Annotated in this window: 24 protein-coding genes; 13 read left to right on the forward strand and 11 right to left on the reverse strand. The window is 56.9% G+C overall.

Going from position 1 to position 16,983, the window contains the following annotated elements; genetic code table 11:
- Positions 1-11 precede the first annotated feature (11 nt).
- Positions 12-533 (reverse strand): ribosome biogenesis factor YjgA, encoded by a 522-nt coding sequence (gene yjgA / locus JL015_RS13470; RefSeq protein WP_117165779.1) that lies wholly within the window; start codon positions 531-533, stop codon positions 12-14.
- 107 nt (positions 534-640) lie between these two features.
- Here yjgA and pmbA point away from each other — a divergent pair, with 107 nt between their 5' ends.
- The 8 genes from pmbA to JL015_RS13510 all read left to right on the forward strand — a co-directional run bounded on the left by pmbA (position 641) and on the right by JL015_RS13510 (position 6,792).
- The gene (gene pmbA / locus JL015_RS13475; protein ID WP_201005794.1) at positions 641-1,987 is read left to right on the forward strand and encodes a metalloprotease PmbA; all 1,347 of its coding nucleotides are present in this window, start codon (positions 641-643) and stop codon (positions 1,985-1,987) included.
- 176 nt (positions 1,988-2,163) lie between these two features.
- Positions 2,164-2,559 carry a FagA protein gene (locus tag JL015_RS13480; RefSeq protein ID WP_201018788.1) on the forward strand — a complete coding sequence of 132 codons (396 nt, stop codon included), beginning with the start codon at positions 2,164-2,166 and terminating at the stop codon, positions 2,557-2,559.
- Positions 2,552-3,928 (forward strand): class II fumarate hydratase, encoded by a 1,377-nt coding sequence (locus tag JL015_RS13485; RefSeq protein WP_201018789.1) that lies wholly within the window; start codon positions 2,552-2,554, stop codon positions 3,926-3,928. Before JL015_RS13480 ends, JL015_RS13485 begins: the two co-directional genes overlap by 8 nt.
- Before the next feature lie 24 nt (positions 3,929-3,952).
- The gene (locus JL015_RS13490) at positions 3,953-4,414 is read left to right on the forward strand and encodes a tetratricopeptide repeat protein (protein WP_201005788.1); all 462 of its coding nucleotides are present in this window, start codon (positions 3,953-3,955) and stop codon (positions 4,412-4,414) included.
- A 1-nt stretch (position 4,415) separates the two neighbouring features.
- Positions 4,416-5,027, forward strand: a complete 612-nt coding sequence (locus tag JL015_RS13495) for a superoxide dismutase (protein WP_201005786.1) — start codon at positions 4,416-4,418, stop codon at positions 5,025-5,027.
- 29 nt (positions 5,028-5,056) lie between these two features.
- A complete protein-coding gene (locus JL015_RS13500; RefSeq protein ID WP_201005784.1) occupies positions 5,057-5,944 on the forward strand; it encodes a ZIP family metal transporter in 888 nt (295 codons plus the stop codon).
- A 115-nt stretch (positions 5,945-6,059) separates the two neighbouring features.
- Positions 6,060-6,242, forward strand: a complete 183-nt coding sequence (locus JL015_RS13505; protein WP_200994626.1) for a type II toxin-antitoxin system HicA family toxin — start codon at positions 6,060-6,062, stop codon at positions 6,240-6,242.
- 148 nt (positions 6,243-6,390) lie between these two features.
- Positions 6,391-6,792, forward strand: a complete 402-nt coding sequence (locus JL015_RS13510) for a type II toxin-antitoxin system HicB family antitoxin (protein ID WP_201018790.1) — start codon at positions 6,391-6,393, stop codon at positions 6,790-6,792.
- A 114-nt stretch (positions 6,793-6,906) separates the two neighbouring features.
- Here the strand turns inward: JL015_RS13510 and JL015_RS13515 are convergent, their stop codons facing one another.
- From JL015_RS13515 to JL015_RS13560, 10 genes are all read right to left on the reverse strand, one after another.
- On the reverse strand, positions 6,907-7,179 hold the full coding sequence (locus JL015_RS13515) for an HPr family phosphocarrier protein (RefSeq protein ID WP_201018791.1): 273 nt from the start codon (positions 7,177-7,179) through the stop codon (positions 6,907-6,909).
- A 16-nt stretch (positions 7,180-7,195) separates the two neighbouring features.
- Positions 7,196-8,053: an RNase adapter RapZ gene (gene rapZ / locus JL015_RS13520; protein WP_201005778.1), complete on the reverse strand. Its 858-nt coding sequence runs from the start codon at positions 8,051-8,053 to the stop codon at positions 7,196-7,198.
- 2 nt (positions 8,054-8,055) lie between these two features.
- Positions 8,056-8,520 carry a PTS IIA-like nitrogen regulatory protein PtsN gene (gene ptsN / locus JL015_RS13525; RefSeq protein ID WP_201005777.1) on the reverse strand — a complete coding sequence of 155 codons (465 nt, stop codon included), beginning with the start codon at positions 8,518-8,520 and terminating at the stop codon, positions 8,056-8,058.
- A gap of 11 nt (positions 8,521-8,531) precedes the next feature.
- Positions 8,532-8,840, reverse strand: coding sequence for a ribosome hibernation-promoting factor, HPF/YfiA family (hpf, locus tag JL015_RS13530; RefSeq protein WP_025261779.1), 309 nt, complete (start codon positions 8,838-8,840; stop codon positions 8,532-8,534).
- A gap of 76 nt (positions 8,841-8,916) precedes the next feature.
- Complete coding sequence (locus tag JL015_RS13535; RefSeq protein WP_201005776.1) at positions 8,917-10,410, reverse strand: RNA polymerase factor sigma-54; 1,494 nt, start codon at positions 10,408-10,410, stop codon at positions 8,917-8,919.
- Between the two features lie 184 nt (positions 10,411-10,594).
- On the reverse strand, positions 10,595-11,320 hold the full coding sequence (gene lptB / locus JL015_RS13540; RefSeq protein WP_201005775.1) for an LPS export ABC transporter ATP-binding protein: 726 nt from the start codon (positions 11,318-11,320) through the stop codon (positions 10,595-10,597).
- A complete protein-coding gene (gene lptA / locus JL015_RS13545) occupies positions 11,321-11,866 on the reverse strand; it encodes a lipopolysaccharide transport periplasmic protein LptA (RefSeq protein ID WP_201005774.1) in 546 nt (181 codons plus the stop codon).
- Positions 11,853-12,425 (reverse strand): LPS export ABC transporter periplasmic protein LptC, encoded by a 573-nt coding sequence (gene lptC, locus JL015_RS13550; RefSeq protein ID WP_201018792.1) that lies wholly within the window; start codon positions 12,423-12,425, stop codon positions 11,853-11,855. The genes lptA and lptC overlap by 14 nt, the downstream gene beginning before the upstream one ends.
- Positions 12,426-12,437: 12 nt before the next feature.
- Complete coding sequence (locus tag JL015_RS13555) at positions 12,438-12,590, reverse strand: hypothetical protein (RefSeq protein WP_201018793.1); 153 nt, start codon at positions 12,588-12,590, stop codon at positions 12,438-12,440.
- Positions 12,590-13,564 (reverse strand): KpsF/GutQ family sugar-phosphate isomerase, encoded by a 975-nt coding sequence (locus JL015_RS13560; RefSeq protein WP_201018794.1) that lies wholly within the window; start codon positions 13,562-13,564, stop codon positions 12,590-12,592. The genes JL015_RS13555 and JL015_RS13560 overlap by 1 nt, the downstream gene beginning before the upstream one ends.
- A gap of 317 nt (positions 13,565-13,881) precedes the next feature.
- Between JL015_RS13560 and JL015_RS13565 the strand changes: the two genes are divergently transcribed.
- Genes JL015_RS13565 through JL015_RS13585 form a run of 5 tightly spaced genes read left to right on the forward strand, consistent with a single transcriptional unit; the run spans position 13,882 to position 16,921 of the window.
- Positions 13,882-14,691: an ATP-binding cassette domain-containing protein gene (locus JL015_RS13565; protein WP_201005768.1), complete on the forward strand. Its 810-nt coding sequence runs from the start codon at positions 13,882-13,884 to the stop codon at positions 14,689-14,691.
- Positions 14,691-15,488 (forward strand): lipid asymmetry maintenance ABC transporter permease subunit MlaE, encoded by a 798-nt coding sequence (mlaE, locus tag JL015_RS13570; RefSeq protein WP_201005767.1) that lies wholly within the window; start codon positions 14,691-14,693, stop codon positions 15,486-15,488. Before JL015_RS13565 ends, mlaE begins: the two co-directional genes overlap by 1 nt.
- On the forward strand, positions 15,488-15,955 hold the full coding sequence (mlaD, locus tag JL015_RS13575; protein ID WP_201005766.1) for an outer membrane lipid asymmetry maintenance protein MlaD: 468 nt from the start codon (positions 15,488-15,490) through the stop codon (positions 15,953-15,955). Before mlaE ends, mlaD begins: the two co-directional genes overlap by 1 nt.
- Before the next feature lie 10 nt (positions 15,956-15,965).
- The gene (locus JL015_RS13580; RefSeq protein WP_201005765.1) at positions 15,966-16,619 is read left to right on the forward strand and encodes an MlaC/ttg2D family ABC transporter substrate-binding protein; all 654 of its coding nucleotides are present in this window, start codon (positions 15,966-15,968) and stop codon (positions 16,617-16,619) included.
- The gene (locus JL015_RS13585) at positions 16,616-16,921 is read left to right on the forward strand and encodes an STAS domain-containing protein (protein WP_201018795.1); all 306 of its coding nucleotides are present in this window, start codon (positions 16,616-16,618) and stop codon (positions 16,919-16,921) included. Before JL015_RS13580 ends, JL015_RS13585 begins: the two co-directional genes overlap by 4 nt.
- Positions 16,922-16,983 lie beyond the last annotated feature (62 nt).

A 16,983-nucleotide genomic window follows, 5' to 3' on the forward strand; every position in this document is an offset into this window, starting at 1 on the left:
CTCTGTCGTGATCAACGCAGACCGCGTTGAATCTCGTCCAGATCACGGATGTATTTGAAGATTTTGCGGCTGGTGGCCGGCGGTTTGTTGCGTGCAACTTCGTGTTGAGCCTGACGGATCAACGAGCGCAGTTGCTGGCGGTCAGCATCCGGGTAATCGATGACGAACTTTTCCAGATCGCCGTCATTGCCCGATATCAAGCGATCACGCCAGCGCTCCAGAGCGTGGAAGCGTTCGTTGTACTGGCGAGTGGAGGCATCGAGTTGGTCCAGCAATTCCAGAATGGCTTCCTGGTCCTGATCGCGCATCAGCTTGCCAATGAACTGAATGTGGCGCTTGCGGGCAATGTGCGCCGTGTGTTTGGGCGCATCTGCCAGAGCCTTGCGCAAGGCGTCGGTCAGAGGCAGCTTTGCCAGCACATCGGGCTTGAATGTCGTCAGTCGCTCGCCAAGATCAACCAGAGCATGCAGCTCGCGTTTTACCTGGCTTTTGCTTTTCTCCCCGTCGAGGGAGTCGTCGTAAGAATCAACCATGGGGGCCGTCCGCAAATAAACGCCGCCATGATAACCAGTCGAGGGCCGCTTGTCCGGCCCGGTCGGTATTCGGCGTGTGCCGAAAGCAGAATTTGATGGAGAAAATCATGAGTGCAACCCAAAGCGTCGGCCCTCAGGCCTTGCCCGAGCTGCAGGAACAGGTCGAGCAGATCATTGCCGAAGCCAGGCGTCAGGGCGCCAGCGCCTGCGAAGTTGCCGTGTCGCTGGAGCAGGGGCTGTCGACATCCGTTCGTCAGCGTGAAGTGGAAACCGTGGAGTTCAACCGCGATCAAGGCTTTGGCATCACCTTGTACGTGGGGCAGCGCAAAGGCTCGGCCAGCACTTCGGCCAGTGGCGCAGATGCCATCCGTGAAACCGTTGCCGCGGCATTGGCGATTGCCAAACATACCTCCGAGGACGAAAGCTCCGGTCTTGCCGATGCTGCACTGATGGCCAAGGAAGACAAGGATTTCGATCTGTTCCATGCCTGGGACATCACCCCAGAGCAAGCCATTGAACAGGCCCTGATCTGCGAAGCGGCAGCCTTCGACGCCGACAGCCGGATCAAGAACGCCGATGGCACCACGCTCAATACTCACCAGGGCTGCCGTGTCTACGGCAACAGCAACGGCTTTATCGGTGGTTACGCTTCGACACGTCACAGCCTCAGTTGCGTGATGATCGCCGAAGGCGAAGGCCAGATGCAGCGTGATTACTGGTATGACGTCAATCGTATCGGCTCCTTGCTGGCCGATGCCCAGAGCATCGGTCGCAAGGCTGCGCAACGTGCCGCCAGTCGCCTGGGCGCACGTCCTGTTCCGACCTGCGAAGTTCCAGTGCTGTTCTCCGCTGAAATGGCGGGTGGGTTGTTCGGCAGTCTTCTGTCGGCGATTGCCGGTGGCAATCTGTATCGCAAGTCCTCCTTCCTTGAAGGCACGCTGGGTGAGCGCCTCTTCCCTGAGTGGCTGACCATCGATGAGCGTCCACACCTGCTGCGTGCCATGGGCAGCTCTGCTTTTGATGGTGATGGTCTGGCGACTTATGCCAAGCCGTTCGTGGAAAACGGCACGCTGGTTTCCTATGTCCTGAGCACCTATTCGGGCCGAAAACTGGGTCTGCCCAGCACTGCCAACGCTGGTGGCGTGCATAACCTGTTCGTCACCCACGGCACTGAAGACCAGGCCGCGCTGATCCGGCGCATGGGGCGTGGCCTGCTGGTGACCGAATTGATGGGCAGCGGCCTGAACATCGTGACCGGCGATTATTCGCGTGGTGCGGCGGGTTTCTGGGTCGAGAACGGCGAGATCCAGTTCCCGGTTCAGGAAGTGACCATTGCCGGCAATATGCGCGACATGTTCAAGCAGATTGTCGCGATTGGCAGCGATCTTGAGTTGCGCAGCAATATTCGCACAGGCTCGGTACTGATCGAGCGCATGACTGTAGCGGGTAGCTAAAACGCCTCTTCGCGAATGAATCCGCTCCTACACCCGTAGGAGCGGATTCATTCGCGAAAAACCATCCCAATTCTTCCTTTCATACCCTCATCTTTTAGACCCTCTCCAACTCCGCACTTGTTTTGATTCTTAATCTCATTCAATAATGAATATCATTTCTAAAATGAGATGCGGTCATGGGGTCTGTGTTGCACGAGCTGCCTTATCTGGAAAACTGGCGCGGGCTGAGTCTGCGGATTCGCTGTGCCCTTGAGCCTGACGAACCGCGCCTCATCGATCATTACCTGGCTGAAGGGCGCTATCTGGCGCGTTTCACGGCTACGCCCCAGACGCTTATCGCCGAAACCACATTCCGCCTGTTGATGGACACCGCACGCGACACCGTCTTGCCGTGGCATTGGCGCTGTCTGTGTCTGGATCAGGCATGGCGGCCATTGCGCGATGTGAAAGCGCTGGCCTCCACTCCCGCACGCAAGCAGCGCTGGGAAGTCTACGTGCATCAACTGGCTTCCTGCGTTTTGCAGCCTTCGATTTCTCTCTCTGAACTGGTGCAAGGACATTCCGATGAGTAATACCCGTATCGAACGCGACAGCATGGGCGAACTGCAAGTCCCGGCCGAGGCCTTGTATGGCGCACAGACTCAGCGTGCGGTGGATAACTTTCCGATCAGCCAGCAGCGTATGCCCAAGCAATTCATTCGGGCCTTGCTGCTGGCCAAGGCGGCCGCAGCGCAGGCGAATCTTGAGCTGGAGCAGATCAGCGAAGGGCAGAGCAAAGCCATCGTCAGCGCCGTGAAGGAACTGCTGGCGGGTGATTTCATGACTCACTTCCCGGTGGATATCTATCAGACCGGCTCCGGCACCAGCACCAACATGAATGCCAATGAGGTGATTTCGACTCTCGCCACACGTGTGCTGGGTGAAACGGTCAACGCGAACGATCACGTCAACTGCGGTCAGAGCAGCAACGACATCATCCCGACCACCATTCATGTCAGCGCTGCCCTGGCATTGCATGAGCAATTGCTGCCAGCCTTGAATCATCTGGTGCAGGTCACTGAGCACAAGGCTGTGCAGGTGCATGCCTTCGTCAAGACTGGCCGTACCCATTTGATGGATGCGATGCCGGTTCGCCTGAGCCAGGTCCTGAACGGCTGGGCGCAGCAGATTCGCGCCAATGTCGAACACCTGCAAGGTTTGCAGCCAAGCTTGCAGGCTCTGGCTCAAGGCGGCACAGCGGTCGGCACCGGCATCAACGCGCATCCTGAGTTTGCGGCACGTTTCAGTGCGCACCTGAGCGCTTTGAGTGGCGTGCAGTTCGTGCAGGGTAAGGACCTTTTCGCACTGATCGGTTCTCAGGACACCGCAGTGGCGGTTTCCGGTCAGCTCAAGGCGACAGCCGTTTCTCTGATGAAAATCGCCAATGACCTGCGCTGGATGAACTCCGGCCCGCTGGCCGGCCTGGGTGAGATCGAGCTGCAAGCCTTGCAGCCTGGCTCGTCGATCATGCCGGGCAAGGTCAATCCGGTGATCCCGGAAGCGACTGCCATGGTTGCGGCGCAGGTCATCGGCAACGATGCGGCGATTACCGTGGCAGGGCAGTCCGGCAACTTCGAGCTGAATGTGATGCTGCCGATCATTGCCCAGAACCTGCTCAGCAGCATCGAGTTGCTGGCCAATTCCAGCCGCCTGCTGGCTGACAAGGCGATTGCCAGCTTCAAGGTCAACGAAGCCAAGCTCAAGGAAGCGTTGTCACGCAACCCGATCCTGGTGACTGCGCTCAATCCGATCATCGGTTACCAGAAGGCCGCCGAGATCGCCAAGAAGGCGTATCAGCAAGGGCGTCCGATCATCGATGTCGCCCTTGAACACACCGATTTGCAGCGCAGTCAGCTTGAAGTGCTGCTCAATCCCGAAAAACTCACTGCTGGCGGCATCTGATTCAAGCCCGCCTGGAGGTATGTCATGCAGCATTGGAAACGCACCATCGAACTGGCCAATCGCTGTTTCAATCAGGGTGAGTGGGTCGAGGCCCGCGAGCTTTACCTTCAGGCGCTGGCTTTGGCTCAAGTGCTGTTTGAGCGCTGGCCGGATGCCGATGAAGCGGTAGCGGCCTGTGTCATTTCCCATCACAACCTGGCCGATCTGCATTTGAGCCTGGGGCAGCCGGAAGAGAGCGCCGAGTACCTGTGCTCGATTCACCAGCATCTGCTGCAAACCATGCAGGAGCCGCGTCTGCCCAAGGCCTTGCGCGAGGCCGCGCTGCGCCACAGCAACAAGACCTATGCCGAACTGTTGGGCTTCATCGGAGAACACGGCGAATACCCAAGGACGCATAGATTGCTGAACAGCAACGGCGAGCATACGCGCTCATCGTTGCAGCGAGATTCAGCCGCCACTCCTGGCCTTTTCTACGGAGCACATTGATATGCCTTATACCTTGCCTGCACTGCCTTATGCCTACGACGCCCTGGAACCGCACATCGATGCGCAAACCATGGAAATTCACTACACCAAGCACCACCAGACCTACATCAACAACCTCAACGCCGCTGTCGAGGGCACCGAGTTCGCTGAGTGGCCAATCGAGAAACTGGTCGCCAGCGTCCAGCAATTGCCTGAAAAACTGCGCCCGGCGGTTATCAATCAGGGTGGCGGTCATGCCAACCACTCACTGTTCTGGACCGTGATGGTTCCAGGTGGCGGCGGTCTTCCTCAAGGCGAGGTTGCCAAGGCTATCGATGAGCAACTGGGCGGTTTCGACAGCTTCAAGGACGCTTTCACCAAGGCTGCGCTGACCCGTTTCGGCAGTGGCTGGGCCTGGCTGAGCGTGACGCCCGAGAAAAAACTCGTGGTCGAAAGCAGCGGTAACCAGGACAGCCCGCTGATGAATGGCAATACGCCGATTCTGGGTCTGGACGTGTGGGAGCACGCTTACTACCTGCTGTACCAGAACCGTCGTCCTGAATACATCAATGCGTTTTACAACGTGATCAATTGGGATGAGGTGTCCCGGCGCTACCAGGCCGCTCTGGCCTGATTTTTCAATAAAAAGACCTAAGGCAGTTTATGCGTTCGGAAATACTCACGATCAGCAGTGTGCGGTTGTTTCGTCTGGCAATCGGGACAGTGCTGCTGTTGGCCGGTATGGCATTACTGGTCGCGCAGGGACTGGCCTGGCTCAACCTGGAACCACGCTTGATGCGGGCGCTGGAGGGTGGCGCCATTTGTGCATTGGGCACGGCTCTGGGGGCTGTTCCGGTGCTGGTGATTCGCAACATGCCCATCATGGTGTCCGATGGATTACTCGGTTTTGGTGCTGGCGTCATGCTGGCGGCGACTGCGTTTTCCTTGATCGTGCCAGGGCTTGAGGCTGCCGAAGGTCTTGGCTTTTCTGCCTGGGGAGCGGGCGCCCTGATCAGTGCGGGTATCGCCGTTGGTGCGTTGTGCCTGTTCATGGTCGACTACAGCGTCTCCAGAGGTTCACCGCTGGGCGGTACTGCCGAGCATCCGGCAATCGCCCCGCGAATCTGGCTATTCGTGATTGCGATAGTGGCTCACAACATCCCGGAAGGCATGGCGATTGGCGTTTCGGCGGGCGGTGGTCTCTCGGAGGCCGACAGCCTGGCCATCGGCATTGCCTTGCAGGACGTACCCGAAGGGCTGGTTATCGCGATGGTGCTGGCCGGAGCGGGAATGTCGCGGGGCAAGGCGTTCCTGATTGGTGCGGCCTCTGGTCTTGTCGAACCGCTTTTTGCCTTGCTCGGTGCATGGCTGGTGGGCATTGCCGAGCAACTGCTCCCATTCGGCCTGGCCTTGGCGGCTGGCGCAATGCTGCTGGTGGTGACCCATGAAATCATCCCGGAGTCACGCCTGAACGGGCATAACAAGATCGCCAGTCTGGGATTGATTGCGGGTTTTTGTTTAATGATGGTGATGGATACGGCGCTGGTTTGAAGGGGCGCCAGTCGTGAGAGCGCGGGTAAAATTATTGTGTATCGTGTGTATTCTGCTTTGACGAAGCCATTATGCGTGTGTATCGTACACAACATAAGGCGTGATGAGTGGGCAGATGCGAAGTCGAGATTTGATTGAAATGATTGAGGCGGATGGATGGTTTGAAGTGGCGGTGAAGGGAAGTCATCATCAGTTCAAACATCCAACCAAAAAAGGCCGGGTAACTGTTCCGCACCCCAAGTCTGAAATAGCTAAAGGAACGCTACACAACATATTGAAAAGCGCCGGCCTGAAGTGAGTACGGAGTGACTACCGAATGTCCGGTAGGGTGTCAGTAAAGTGGTGCTGGGCGACTGATTGGCCTTGCGGGGCTCTCAAATCTACAGTTACTGCTCTCAAGGGCTCTGTGTAACGAGCGCTTTAATTCTCAAGGGAGAATTACGTTAATGAAATTCCCAGTTGTAATACATAAAGATGCTGACTCTGATTTTAGTGTGACTGTGCCCGATGTGCCTGGATGCTTCTCGGCCGGTACCTCCTTCTCGCAAGCGCTTGAAAATGTACATGAAGCACTGGCGCTGCACCTGGAGGGGCTCGTTGCTGATGATGAGGCTTTACCTCGGGCGCAAGAAGTAGACGCGCATCTCGGTAATCCGGATTACGCAGATGGCATATGGGCTTTGGTTGATTTCGACTTGACCCCTTATCTGGGGAAGTCGGTGAGGTTTAACGCTTCTCTGCCGGAGCATCTTCTGAACAGGATTGATGAAAAGGTTCAGAAGGATCACCGCTACGCTTCGCGATCAGGCTTTCTGGCCACTGCTGCATTACGCGAGTTGTGTACCTGATTGAGCAACATGTCAATCGGCGTAATGCTGATCAGTCAAGGTGAAGTGCGCGGCCAAGGCCCCCACCACGGATTTTGCCCCAGCCTCTTCACTGCCTGGCATTAGCCAGTCGCCTTACTCGCCCTCATCGAACTTGTTATTGATGAGTTCGACCAGCCCGTCCAGGGCGTCCTGCTCGCCTTCGCCTTCGGTCAGCAGATGAATGTCCGTGCCTTTGCCGGCAGCCAGCATCATCACGGCCATGATGCTTTTGCCGTCGACCATGCTGTCCGGTGAGCGGCCAACTCTGATCTGGCAGGGAAACTTGCCTGCGACGCCCACGAACTTGGCGGCAGCTCGGGCATGCAGGCCCAGTTTGTTGATGATGGTGATTTGACGAGCGGGCATCGCAGTGAAAATCCTTTCAGCTTAGGTCGCGGTGGCGGACCTGAACGTTCTTGAGTGATTGTTGCAGCACCTGACCCAGACGTTCTGTCAGGTAGACGGAGCGGTGATGCCCGCCTGTGCAGCCAATGGCAATGGTGACGTATGAGCGGTTGCTGGCAGCGAAGCGAGGCAGCCATTTGTTGAGGTAGGAAAAAATGTCCTGGAACATCTCCTCGACATCAGGCTGTGCTGCCAGGTATTCGACAACGGGAGCGTCAAGGCCGGAGTAGTCGCGTAGTTCCGGCTTCCAGTATGGATTGGGCAGGCAGCGAACATCGAACACCAAGTCCGCATCTACAGGCATGCCACGCTTGAAGCCAAACGATTCGATCAGGAAGGCGGTACCGGCCTCGGGCCTGTTCAGCAGGCGAAGCTTGATGGTATCGCGCAGTTGATAGAGGTTCAGGTGTGTGGTGTTGATCTTGAGGTCGGCCAGATCGATGATCGGCCCCAGCAACGTCGTTTCGTCGTGTATGGCCTCGGCCAATGAGCGATTGGCTGTGCTCAGGGGGTGACGACGGCGTGTTTCGGAGAACCGCTTGAGCAAGGTCGCTTCGTCGGCATCCAGATAAAGAATGTCGCACTGGATATTGCGTGCACGAACCTCGGCAAGCATTTGCGGGAAGCGCGTCAAGTGGCTCGGGAGGTTGCGTGCATCAATGGACACCGCCAGCAGCGGTTCGGCCAGTTCGGTGTTTATCAGGGCGCGTTCGGCCAGTTCAGGCAGCAGGCCGGCAGGGAGGTTGTCAACGCAATAGAAACCGTTGTCCTCCAGTACATCCAGAGCTGTGCTCTTGCCGGAGCCTGAGCGACCACTGACGACGATCATGCGCATGATCAGTTACCGTTCTGTACGTCCAGCACCACTTTATAAAGCGTTTCACCGCTTTCGGCACTGCGTAGGCGGTCACGTACTTCTGTGCGGTCAAGCATACTGGCTATCTGGCGCAGCAGCTCCAGGTGTTCATCGGTAGCAGCTTCCGGGACGAGCAGGACGAATAGCAGGTCTACCGGGGCGCCATCGATGGCGTCGAAATCGATGGGGGATTCCAGGCGCATAACAGCGCTGACAGGCGTTTCACAGCCTGCAAGGCGGCAATGGGGGATGGCAATGCCGTTGCCGAAACCGGTAGATCCCAGTTTTTCGCGGGCAACAAGGCTTTCAAACACACTTTGCTGATCCATGCTCGGTACTTCACGACCGATCAGGTTGGCAATTTGTTCGAGTACACGTTTTTTACTGCCGCCCGACACGTTCACGCATGAACGGCCGGGGGTCAGGATATTTTCAAGTCGGATCATTGGGATGAGTGTCAGCGAGCTGTCGCACCTTTAAGGATGTTCTGCTGCTTCTCCTTATGCTTGAGCAATTGTCTGTCGAGCTTATCAGTGAGAAGGTCGATTGCCGCGTACATGTCGTCATGTTCGGCGTTGGCTACGACCTCTCCACCATGGATGTGCAGAGTGGCTTCGATTTTCTGTTTCAGCTTCTCGACAGCCAGCGTGACCTGCACATTAGTAATCTTGTCAAAATGCCCTTCGAGCTTCTTGAGCTTGAGCTCAACGTATTCACGAAGGGGCTTGGTCACTTCCAGTTGGTGTCCACTGATATTGACTTGCATACAGCTTTCTCCTTTGCCAGTGCATAAAGAGGCAGGTGTTGAGTCCTGCCGCTGGAACGCTGTGGCTCTGCCTGCATCACATCAGTCGCTTGCGTTCACTCGAAGGTGCAATCCCCAGTGATTCGCGGTACTTGGCAACTGTGCGACGGGCTACTTGAATGCCTTGTGCCTCCAGTAAACCAGCGATCTTGCTATCACTCAACGGCTTTTTCTGATTTTCGGCAGCAACCAGTTTTTTAATGATTGCGCGGATAGCTGTCGAAGAGCATTCGCCGCCTTCGGAGGTGCTTACGTGGCTGGAAAAGAAGTATTTCAGCTCGTAAATGCCCCGTGGGGTGTGCATGAACTTCTGAGTGGTCACGCGGGAAATCGTCGACTCGTGCATGCCTACCGCTTCGGCGATGTCATGCAGGACGAGCGGTTTCATGGCCTCATCGCCGTATTCGAGAAAACCGCGCTGGTGCTCGACGATCTGGGTGGCAACCTTCATCAGTGTTTCGTTGCGGCTTTGCAGGCTCTTGATGAACCAGCGTGCTTCCTGCAACTGGTTGCGCATGAAGGTGTTGTCGGCGCTGGTGTCGGCACGGCGCACGAATCCGGCGTACTGAGGGTTGACGCGCAGGCGCGGTACCGACTCCTGATTCAGCTCTACCAGCCAGCGCTCGTTGTCCTTGCGTACGATCACGTCGGGCACGACGTATTCGGCTTCTGTGGACTCGATCTGGGAGCCGGGGCGAGGATTAAGGCTCTGGACCAGTTCGATGACCTGGCGCAGTTCGTCTTCCTTGAGCTTCATGCGGCGCATGAGCTGCGTATAGTCGCGGCTGCCCAGCAGATCGATGTAGTCGGTTACCAGGCGCTGTGCTTCTGCCAGCCAGCGGGTTTTTACCGGCAACTGACGCAGTTGCAGCAACAGGCATTCGCTCAGGTTGCGAGCGCCGATACCAGCGGGTTCAAATTGCTGAATGCGGTGCAGAACGGCTTCGATTTCGTCGAGTTCGATATCCAGTTCGGGGTCGAAGGCTTCGACTATCTCTTCGAGGGTTTCGTCGAGATAACCCTGATTATTGATGCAGTCGATCAGGGTGACGGCAATCAGCCGGTCCTTGTCGGACATCGGCGCGACATTCAATTGCCATAGCAGGTGGCTTTGCAGGCTTTCGCCAGCGGATGTACGGGTGGTGAAGTCCCATTCATCGTCATCGTTGCTGGGCAGGCTGCTGGCGCTGGTCTGATAGACATCTTCCCAGGCGGTGTCGACAGGTAATTCGTTTGGAATGCGTTCGTTCCACTCGCCGTCTTCCAGGTTATCCACAGTCGGTGCGGTTTCCTGGTAGCTGGGTTCCTGAACGTCTGTATTGGGCTTTTGCTCGATGTTGTCAGCCAGAGGGTCGGAGTTGTCGAAGTCGTCGCCTTCTTCCTGACGTTCCAGCATAGGGTTGGATTCCAGTGCTTCCTGAATCTCTTGCTGGAGGTCCAGGGTCGATAACTGGAGCAAGCGGATAGCCTGTTGCAGCTGCGGCGTCATCGTCAGCTGCTGGCCCATTCTCAAGACTAGCGATGGTTTCATGGCAGGGGCTAAACACCTTATTCGCCGGCGCACATGCGCCATCCACTACAGGGCGCCGAAGCGCCAGCTTAAGCAAGTTATATGCCTGAATCTGAAGTGTTTGCCTAGAGCATCATGACAAAAAATGCATTGTCAACAGGATGTCCAGGCAAAGCTCGCATCAAAAGAGCTCACACAGGGTCGACTACAGGCGGAACTCGTGGCCGAGGTAGACTTCTTTCACCAACTGGTTGGCCAGAATGGTTTGCGAGTCGCCTTCGGCAATCAGTTGTCCATCGTTGACGATGTAAGCGGTTTCGCAGATATCCAGGGTTTCGCGGACGTTGTGATCGGTGATCAGCACGCCGATGCCCTTGGCTTTCAGGTGATGAATGATCTGTTTGATATCGCCCACCGAGATGGGGTCAACGCCTGCGAAAGGCTCATCGAGCAGGATGAACTTGGGGGCAGTGGCCAGTGCGCGGGCAATTTCCACGCGGCGACGTTCGCCACCCGAAAGGCTCATGCCCAGGTTGTCGCGGATATGGGTGATGTGGAATTCCTGAAGCAGGCTTTCCAGCTCCTTGCGACGTGCAGCGCCGTCGAGTTCCTTGCGGGTTTCAAGGATGGCCATGATGTTGTCGGCCACGGACAGCTTGCGAAAGATCGAGGCTTCCTGTGGCAGGTAGCCAATACCGGCACGGGCGCGCCCGTGCATCGGCTGGTGGCTGACATCGAGGTCGTCGATCAGGACGCGGCCCTGATCGGCCTGTACCAGGCCGACAATCATGTAGAAGCAGGTCGTCTTGCCTGCACCGTTAGGGCCGAGCAAGCCTACGATCTGACCGCTGTCGATGGACAGGCTGACATCGCGTACGACCTGACGACTCTTGTAGCTTTTAGCCAGGTGCTGGGCTTTAAGCGTCGCCATTTACTGGGCCTTCTGCTGTTCGGTTTTCTTTTTGGGCTGGATGACCATGTCGATCCGCGGGCGTGGCGCAGTCACTTTGGAGCCGCCATTGGCGCGGCCGGCAGTGACGATCTGCTTCACGGTGTCGTAGACGATCTTCTCGCCTTCGGAGGTGTTGCCGTCATTGATGACCTTGGCCTTGTCGATCAGCACGATGCGGTCTTGTGCCGCGTAATACTGGATGGTCACGCCATAAGCCTGCACGATCGGCTTGTCTACCGAGGGTTTCTGCTCGTAATAGGCAAGGTTGCCGACGGAGGTGAATACGTCGACTTCGCCTTGGGCATTACGAGTGATGGTCACGGTGTTGCCGGTGATCTTCATCGAACCCTGAGTGATGATGACGTTACCTTTGTAGGTGGCAACGCCTTTCTTGTCATCGAGCTGCGCGTCGTCAGACTGGATGTGGATAGGCTGATCGCGGTCGGTTGGCAGGGACCAGGCGCTCGGGCTTCCCAGTGCTGCGCCCAGGCCGAGCAAAAAAGGAAGAGTTTTAACGAGACTCATACTGTCCTCTTACGTTGGACAGCAGGTCCATCCTGCCGTCGTTCAAATACGCTTTCATTCCCTTGGCTGTCGTTACACCGCCAGCGGCGTCGATTCTAACGATTTGCTCGGTCTGCGCATATTGCTTCTGTGGGAATACGGTCATACGGCTACTGGTAATGATAGTCGTACGTTGTTTTTCGTCGGTGCGTGCAACACGTACCGAATCGATCAGTTCGACCTCTGTGCCGCCAGGCGAAACTTCGCCGCGTTCACTCTGGACGTGCCACGGGAACAGGGTGCCGCGGTACATATGCAGATCGGGCTTGGTCAGCAGGGTCACATCCGTGGCCTTGACGTGTTCGACCTTGTCTGCGGTCATGTCGTATTGCATCTTGCCGTCGGGCAGGTACTGCACGCTATGGGCATTGATGGCGTAATAGTCGATAGCGGTGTCGTCTTTTGTGGCGACAGGCTGATCCATGAAGCTTTCCGGGCTTATGTTCCAGTAGCCCGCTGCGGCAAGCAGCAGCGCCAGCACCCCGAAAAGCAGAAACGTACGAACTTTCTTGTTGAACATAAAAAATGGCTTCTATAAGGAGGCGGATTGGGCTGCTTCGAGGCTGCCCTGTTCGCGACTGACATGCCGGATCAATGGCAAGTCTGGCAGATCGTCGGCCGGATAGGTGACTTGTTCATGCTCATGGCCCGGATTCGGGGCTTTCGCAAACAGGGTGGCGGCCATTACATGACACCCGCACGCAGGAGATCCTGCAGGTTGAACGCACCTACCGGGTGGTCTTTGGCGTCGACGACGATCAGGGCGCTGATCTTGTGATCCTCCATGATCTTCAGGGCTTCGGCTGCAAGCATGTCTGCGCGGGCCGTCTTGCCGTGAATCGTCATGACTTCATCAATGGTGGTTTCGCGAATATCGATCGGACGATCCAGCGTGCGGCGCAGGTCGCCGTCGGTGAAGATCCCGGCCAGCTTGCCGTCGGCGTCGACGATTGCGGTCATGCCCAGGCCCTTGCGGGTCATTTCAAGCAGTGCATCGCGTAGCGGGGTGCCGCGCTGTACCTTGGGCAGGGTGTCGCCGGTATGCATGACGTTCTCGACTTTCAGCAGCAGGCGTCGACCCAATGCGCCTCCAGGGTGCGAGAACGCAAAGTCTTCGGCGGTAAAGCCACGGGCTTCAAGCAGGGCAACTGCCAGTGCATCGCCCATCACGAGAGCGGCGGTTGTCGATGACGTTGGCGCCAGGTTCAGCGGACAGGCTTCGTGTTCCACCTGAACGTTGAGGTTGACGTCGGCGGCCTTGGCCATGACTGAGTTCGGGTTGCCGGTCACGCTGATCATCTGGATGCCCAGGCGCTTGATCAGTGGCAACAGCGTGACGATTTCATTGGTCGTGCCGGAGTTGGACAGGGCCAGAATGATGTCGTCACGGGTAATCATGCCCATGTCGCCATGGCTGGCTTCGGCAGGATGCACGAAATACGAGGTCGTGCCGGTGCTTGCCAGGGTGGCGGCGATCTTTCTGCCGATGTGCCCGGACTTGCCCATGCCGACCACTACGACACGTCCCTTGCTGGCCAGAATCATTTCGCACGCGCGCACGAAATCGCCATCGAGATGGCCAAGCAAGCCTTGTATGGCTTCCATTTCGAGGCGGATGGTTCGTTGCGCGGATTGAGTCAGGTCGCTGGATCGGCTCATATCTTGAATTAGTCGGCTTGCTGAAAGGCGGCGATTATAGCGGTAATGTACGATTCCCTCACGTCTGATCGTCATGGAGTTGTATTCGGGGCTGCTTGTTCAGCTTTTCAGGTTTATTGCAAGGGCTGTCCTGAGGTTTATTTCAACATGCAAAGGGTGTCTGCAAGGTGCGTCAGGGTATCTAACAAACAGGTTCTCTTCTTGGGTGGCGTGCTGCTGCGGTGATATAGTTCGCGGCTTGTTCGGCTGGCCCGCACTGTCTGTCTCTCGTCAGAGCACGGCAGGAGAAGGGAGAGGCTGTATCGCAAGGAGTTTAGATGAGCGCCGATGACGCCTACGCGGTCGATTTGAAAGGTGTGTCCTTCAAACGCGGCACGCGCAGCATATTCAGTAATGTCGATATCCGTATTCCCAGAGGGAAGGTCACCGGGATCATGGGGCCTTCCGGCTGTGGCAAGACTACCTTGCTGCGTCTGATGGGGGCGCAGTTGCGCCCAAGTGCAGGCGAGGTCTGGGTCAATGGCCAGAACCTGCCCGAGCTGTCACGCAGCGATCTGTTCGATGCGCGCAAGAACATGGGCGTCCTGTTTCAGAGCGGCGCGTTGTTCACCGATCTGGATGTGTTCGAGAACGTTGCATTTCCCTTGCGCGTTCACACCGAGTTACCGGAAGAGATGATCCGCGACATTGTCCTGCTCAAATTGCAGGCAGTAGGTTTGCGTGGGGCTCTGGAGCTGATGCCTGACGAATTGTCCGGCGGCATGAAGCGCCGTGTGGCGCTTGCCCGTGCAATCGCTCTCGACCCGCAGATTCTCATGTACGACGAACCCTTTGTCGGGCAGGACCCGATAGCCATGGGGGTGCTGGTTCGTCTGATCCGTTTGCTCAACGATGCGCTGGGGATAACCAGCATCGTGGTGTCTCATGATCTTTCAGAGACGGCAAGTATCGCGGATTACCTGTACGTCGTCGGAGACGGGCAGGTGTTGGGGCAGGGTACGCCGCAGGAATTGATGTCCTCGGATAATCCGCGCATTCGTCAGTTCATGACCGGCGAGCCGGACGGCCCCGTTCCGTTTCACTATCCGGCACCGGATTTTCGTGAAGATCTTTTGGGGAAGCGCTGATGCGCAATAAGTCATTGCTGGACCGTATCCGCCTGTTTGGGCGTTCGGCCATTGATACCGTGGCAGTGCTGGGGCGATCCGGCATCTTTCTGGGCCATGCCCTGGTAGGGCGTGGTGGCATCGGCGGCGGTTTTTCGCTGTTGATCAAGCAGTTGTATTCTGTGGGCGTGATGTCTCTGGTCATCATCGTCGTGTCCGGTATTTTCATCGGCATGGTGCTGGCGCTTCAGGGGTTCAGCATCCTCGCCAGATACGGTTCGGAGCAGGCGGTGGGCCAGATGGTCGCATTGACCCTGCTGCGCGAGCTTGGCCCGGTGGTCACTGCGCTGCTGTTCGCCGGGCGTGCAGGCTCCGCACTGACTGCGGAGATCGGCAACATGAAATCCACCGAGCAGCTGTCGAGCCTTGAGATGATCGGGGTCGATCCGCTCAAGTACATCATTGCGCCACGCCTGTGGGCCGGGTTCATTTCCCTGCCGCTGCTGGCGATCATTTTCAGTGTGGTCGGAATCTGGGGTGGCTCTTGGGTCGCTATCGACTGGCTGGGCGTCTATGAAGGCTCCTTCTGGGCGAACATGCAGAGCAGCGTTTCCTTCACCAGTGATGTGCTCAATGGTGTTATCAAAAGTGTCGTCTTTGCCTTCGTGGTGACCTGGATTGCTGTGTTCCAGGGCTATGACTGTGAGCCCACTTCCGAGGGCATCAGTCGGGCTACGACCAAAACGGTTGTATATGCCTCGCTGGCAGTGCTGGGCCTCGACTTTATTCTGACCGCCTTGATGTTTGGAGATTTCTGATGCAAAACCGCGCAATCGAAACCGGTGTCGGCCTGTTCCTGCTGGCCGGGATCCTGGCTTTGCTATTGCTCGCCCTGCGTGTCAGCGGCTTGAGCGCCAGTGCGACCAATGACAGCTATAAACTTTACGCTTACTTCGACAATATCGCCGGTTTGACTGTCAGAGCCAAGGTGAGCATGGCGGGTGTCCCGATTGGCCGTGTAACGGCAATCGATCTGGATCGTGACACCTTTACCGGTCGTGTAACGCTGGAGATCCAGAAGAAGGTGGACAACCTGCCTTCCGACTCCACTGCCTCGATCCTGACCGCCGGCTTACTGGGTGAAAAATACATTGGTATCAGCGTGGGTGGTGACCAGGCTCTGCTCAAGGATGGAAGTACGATCCATGACACGCAGTCATCGCTTGTGCTGGAAGACCTGATCGGGAAATTCCTGCTCAATACCGTGAGTAAAGAAGCCAAATGAGGAGCTTTAAATGATCTCTATCCTGCGCCGTGGTCTGCTGGTATTGCTGGCCGTGCTGCCCATGATGGCAAATGCGGCGACAACTCCGTCTGCTCATGACCTGGTAGATCGCACCACCAAGGAGTTGCTGAGCGACCTGGCCAGCAATAAAGAGCAGTACAAATCCAATCCGAGCGCGTTCTACGATGCCTTGAACCGTATCGTTGGCCCGGTGGTTGACGCTGACGGCATTTCCAGAAGCATCATGACCGTCAAGTATTCGCGCAAGGCTTCGCCTGAGCAGATGCAGCGCTTCCAGGAAAACTTCAAGCGCAGCCTGATGCAGTTCTATGGCAATGCGTTGCTTGAGTACAACAACCAGGGCATTACCGTTTCGCCAGCCAAGGATGAGGGTGCGGACCGCACCAGCGTCGACATGCAGGTAAAAGGCAATAACGGCGCGGTCTATCCTGTTTCCTACACCCTTGAGAAAATCAACGGTGAGTGGAAGGTTCGTAACGTCATCATCAATGGCATCAACATCGGCAAGCTGTTCCGTGATCAGTTCGCCGACGCCATGCAGCGTAATGGCAACGACCTGGACAAGACCATCGATGGCTGGGCAGGTGAAGTCGCCAAGGCCAAGGAAGTGACGACCGAAGCTGCGCAGAAGTCGGCGCAATGAGTGAGTCTGCCGTAAGCCTTGGTTCGCCGGGTCAATTGCAGCTGACGGGCGTGCTGGATTACCGTAGCGGGCCGCAACTGCGCAAGCAGGGCGCGGCCCTCATCAAGTCCAGCGATGCGTCGAACCTGATTCTGGACTGCTCCGGTGTGGTGAAGTCCAGCAGTGTAGGCCTTGCCTTGTTGCTGGCGTTCATGCGTGACGCCAAGGATGCAGGCAAGTCGGTCAGCGTGCAGTCATTGCCTGAGGATATGCGGGAAATTGCCCGGGTATCGGGCTTGAGCGAGCTTTTGGACATTCATTAATAGCGGTTATCGGAAAAGCCCTTTGTCTGGCGCCCCGTCGTTGGGGTTCGCATAGCATGGGC

The sequence above is a fragment of the Pseudomonas cichorii genome (genome assembly GCF_015471405.1).
Taxonomy (GTDB): Bacteria; Pseudomonadota; Gammaproteobacteria; order Pseudomonadales; family Pseudomonadaceae; genus Aquipseudomonas; species Aquipseudomonas serbiensis.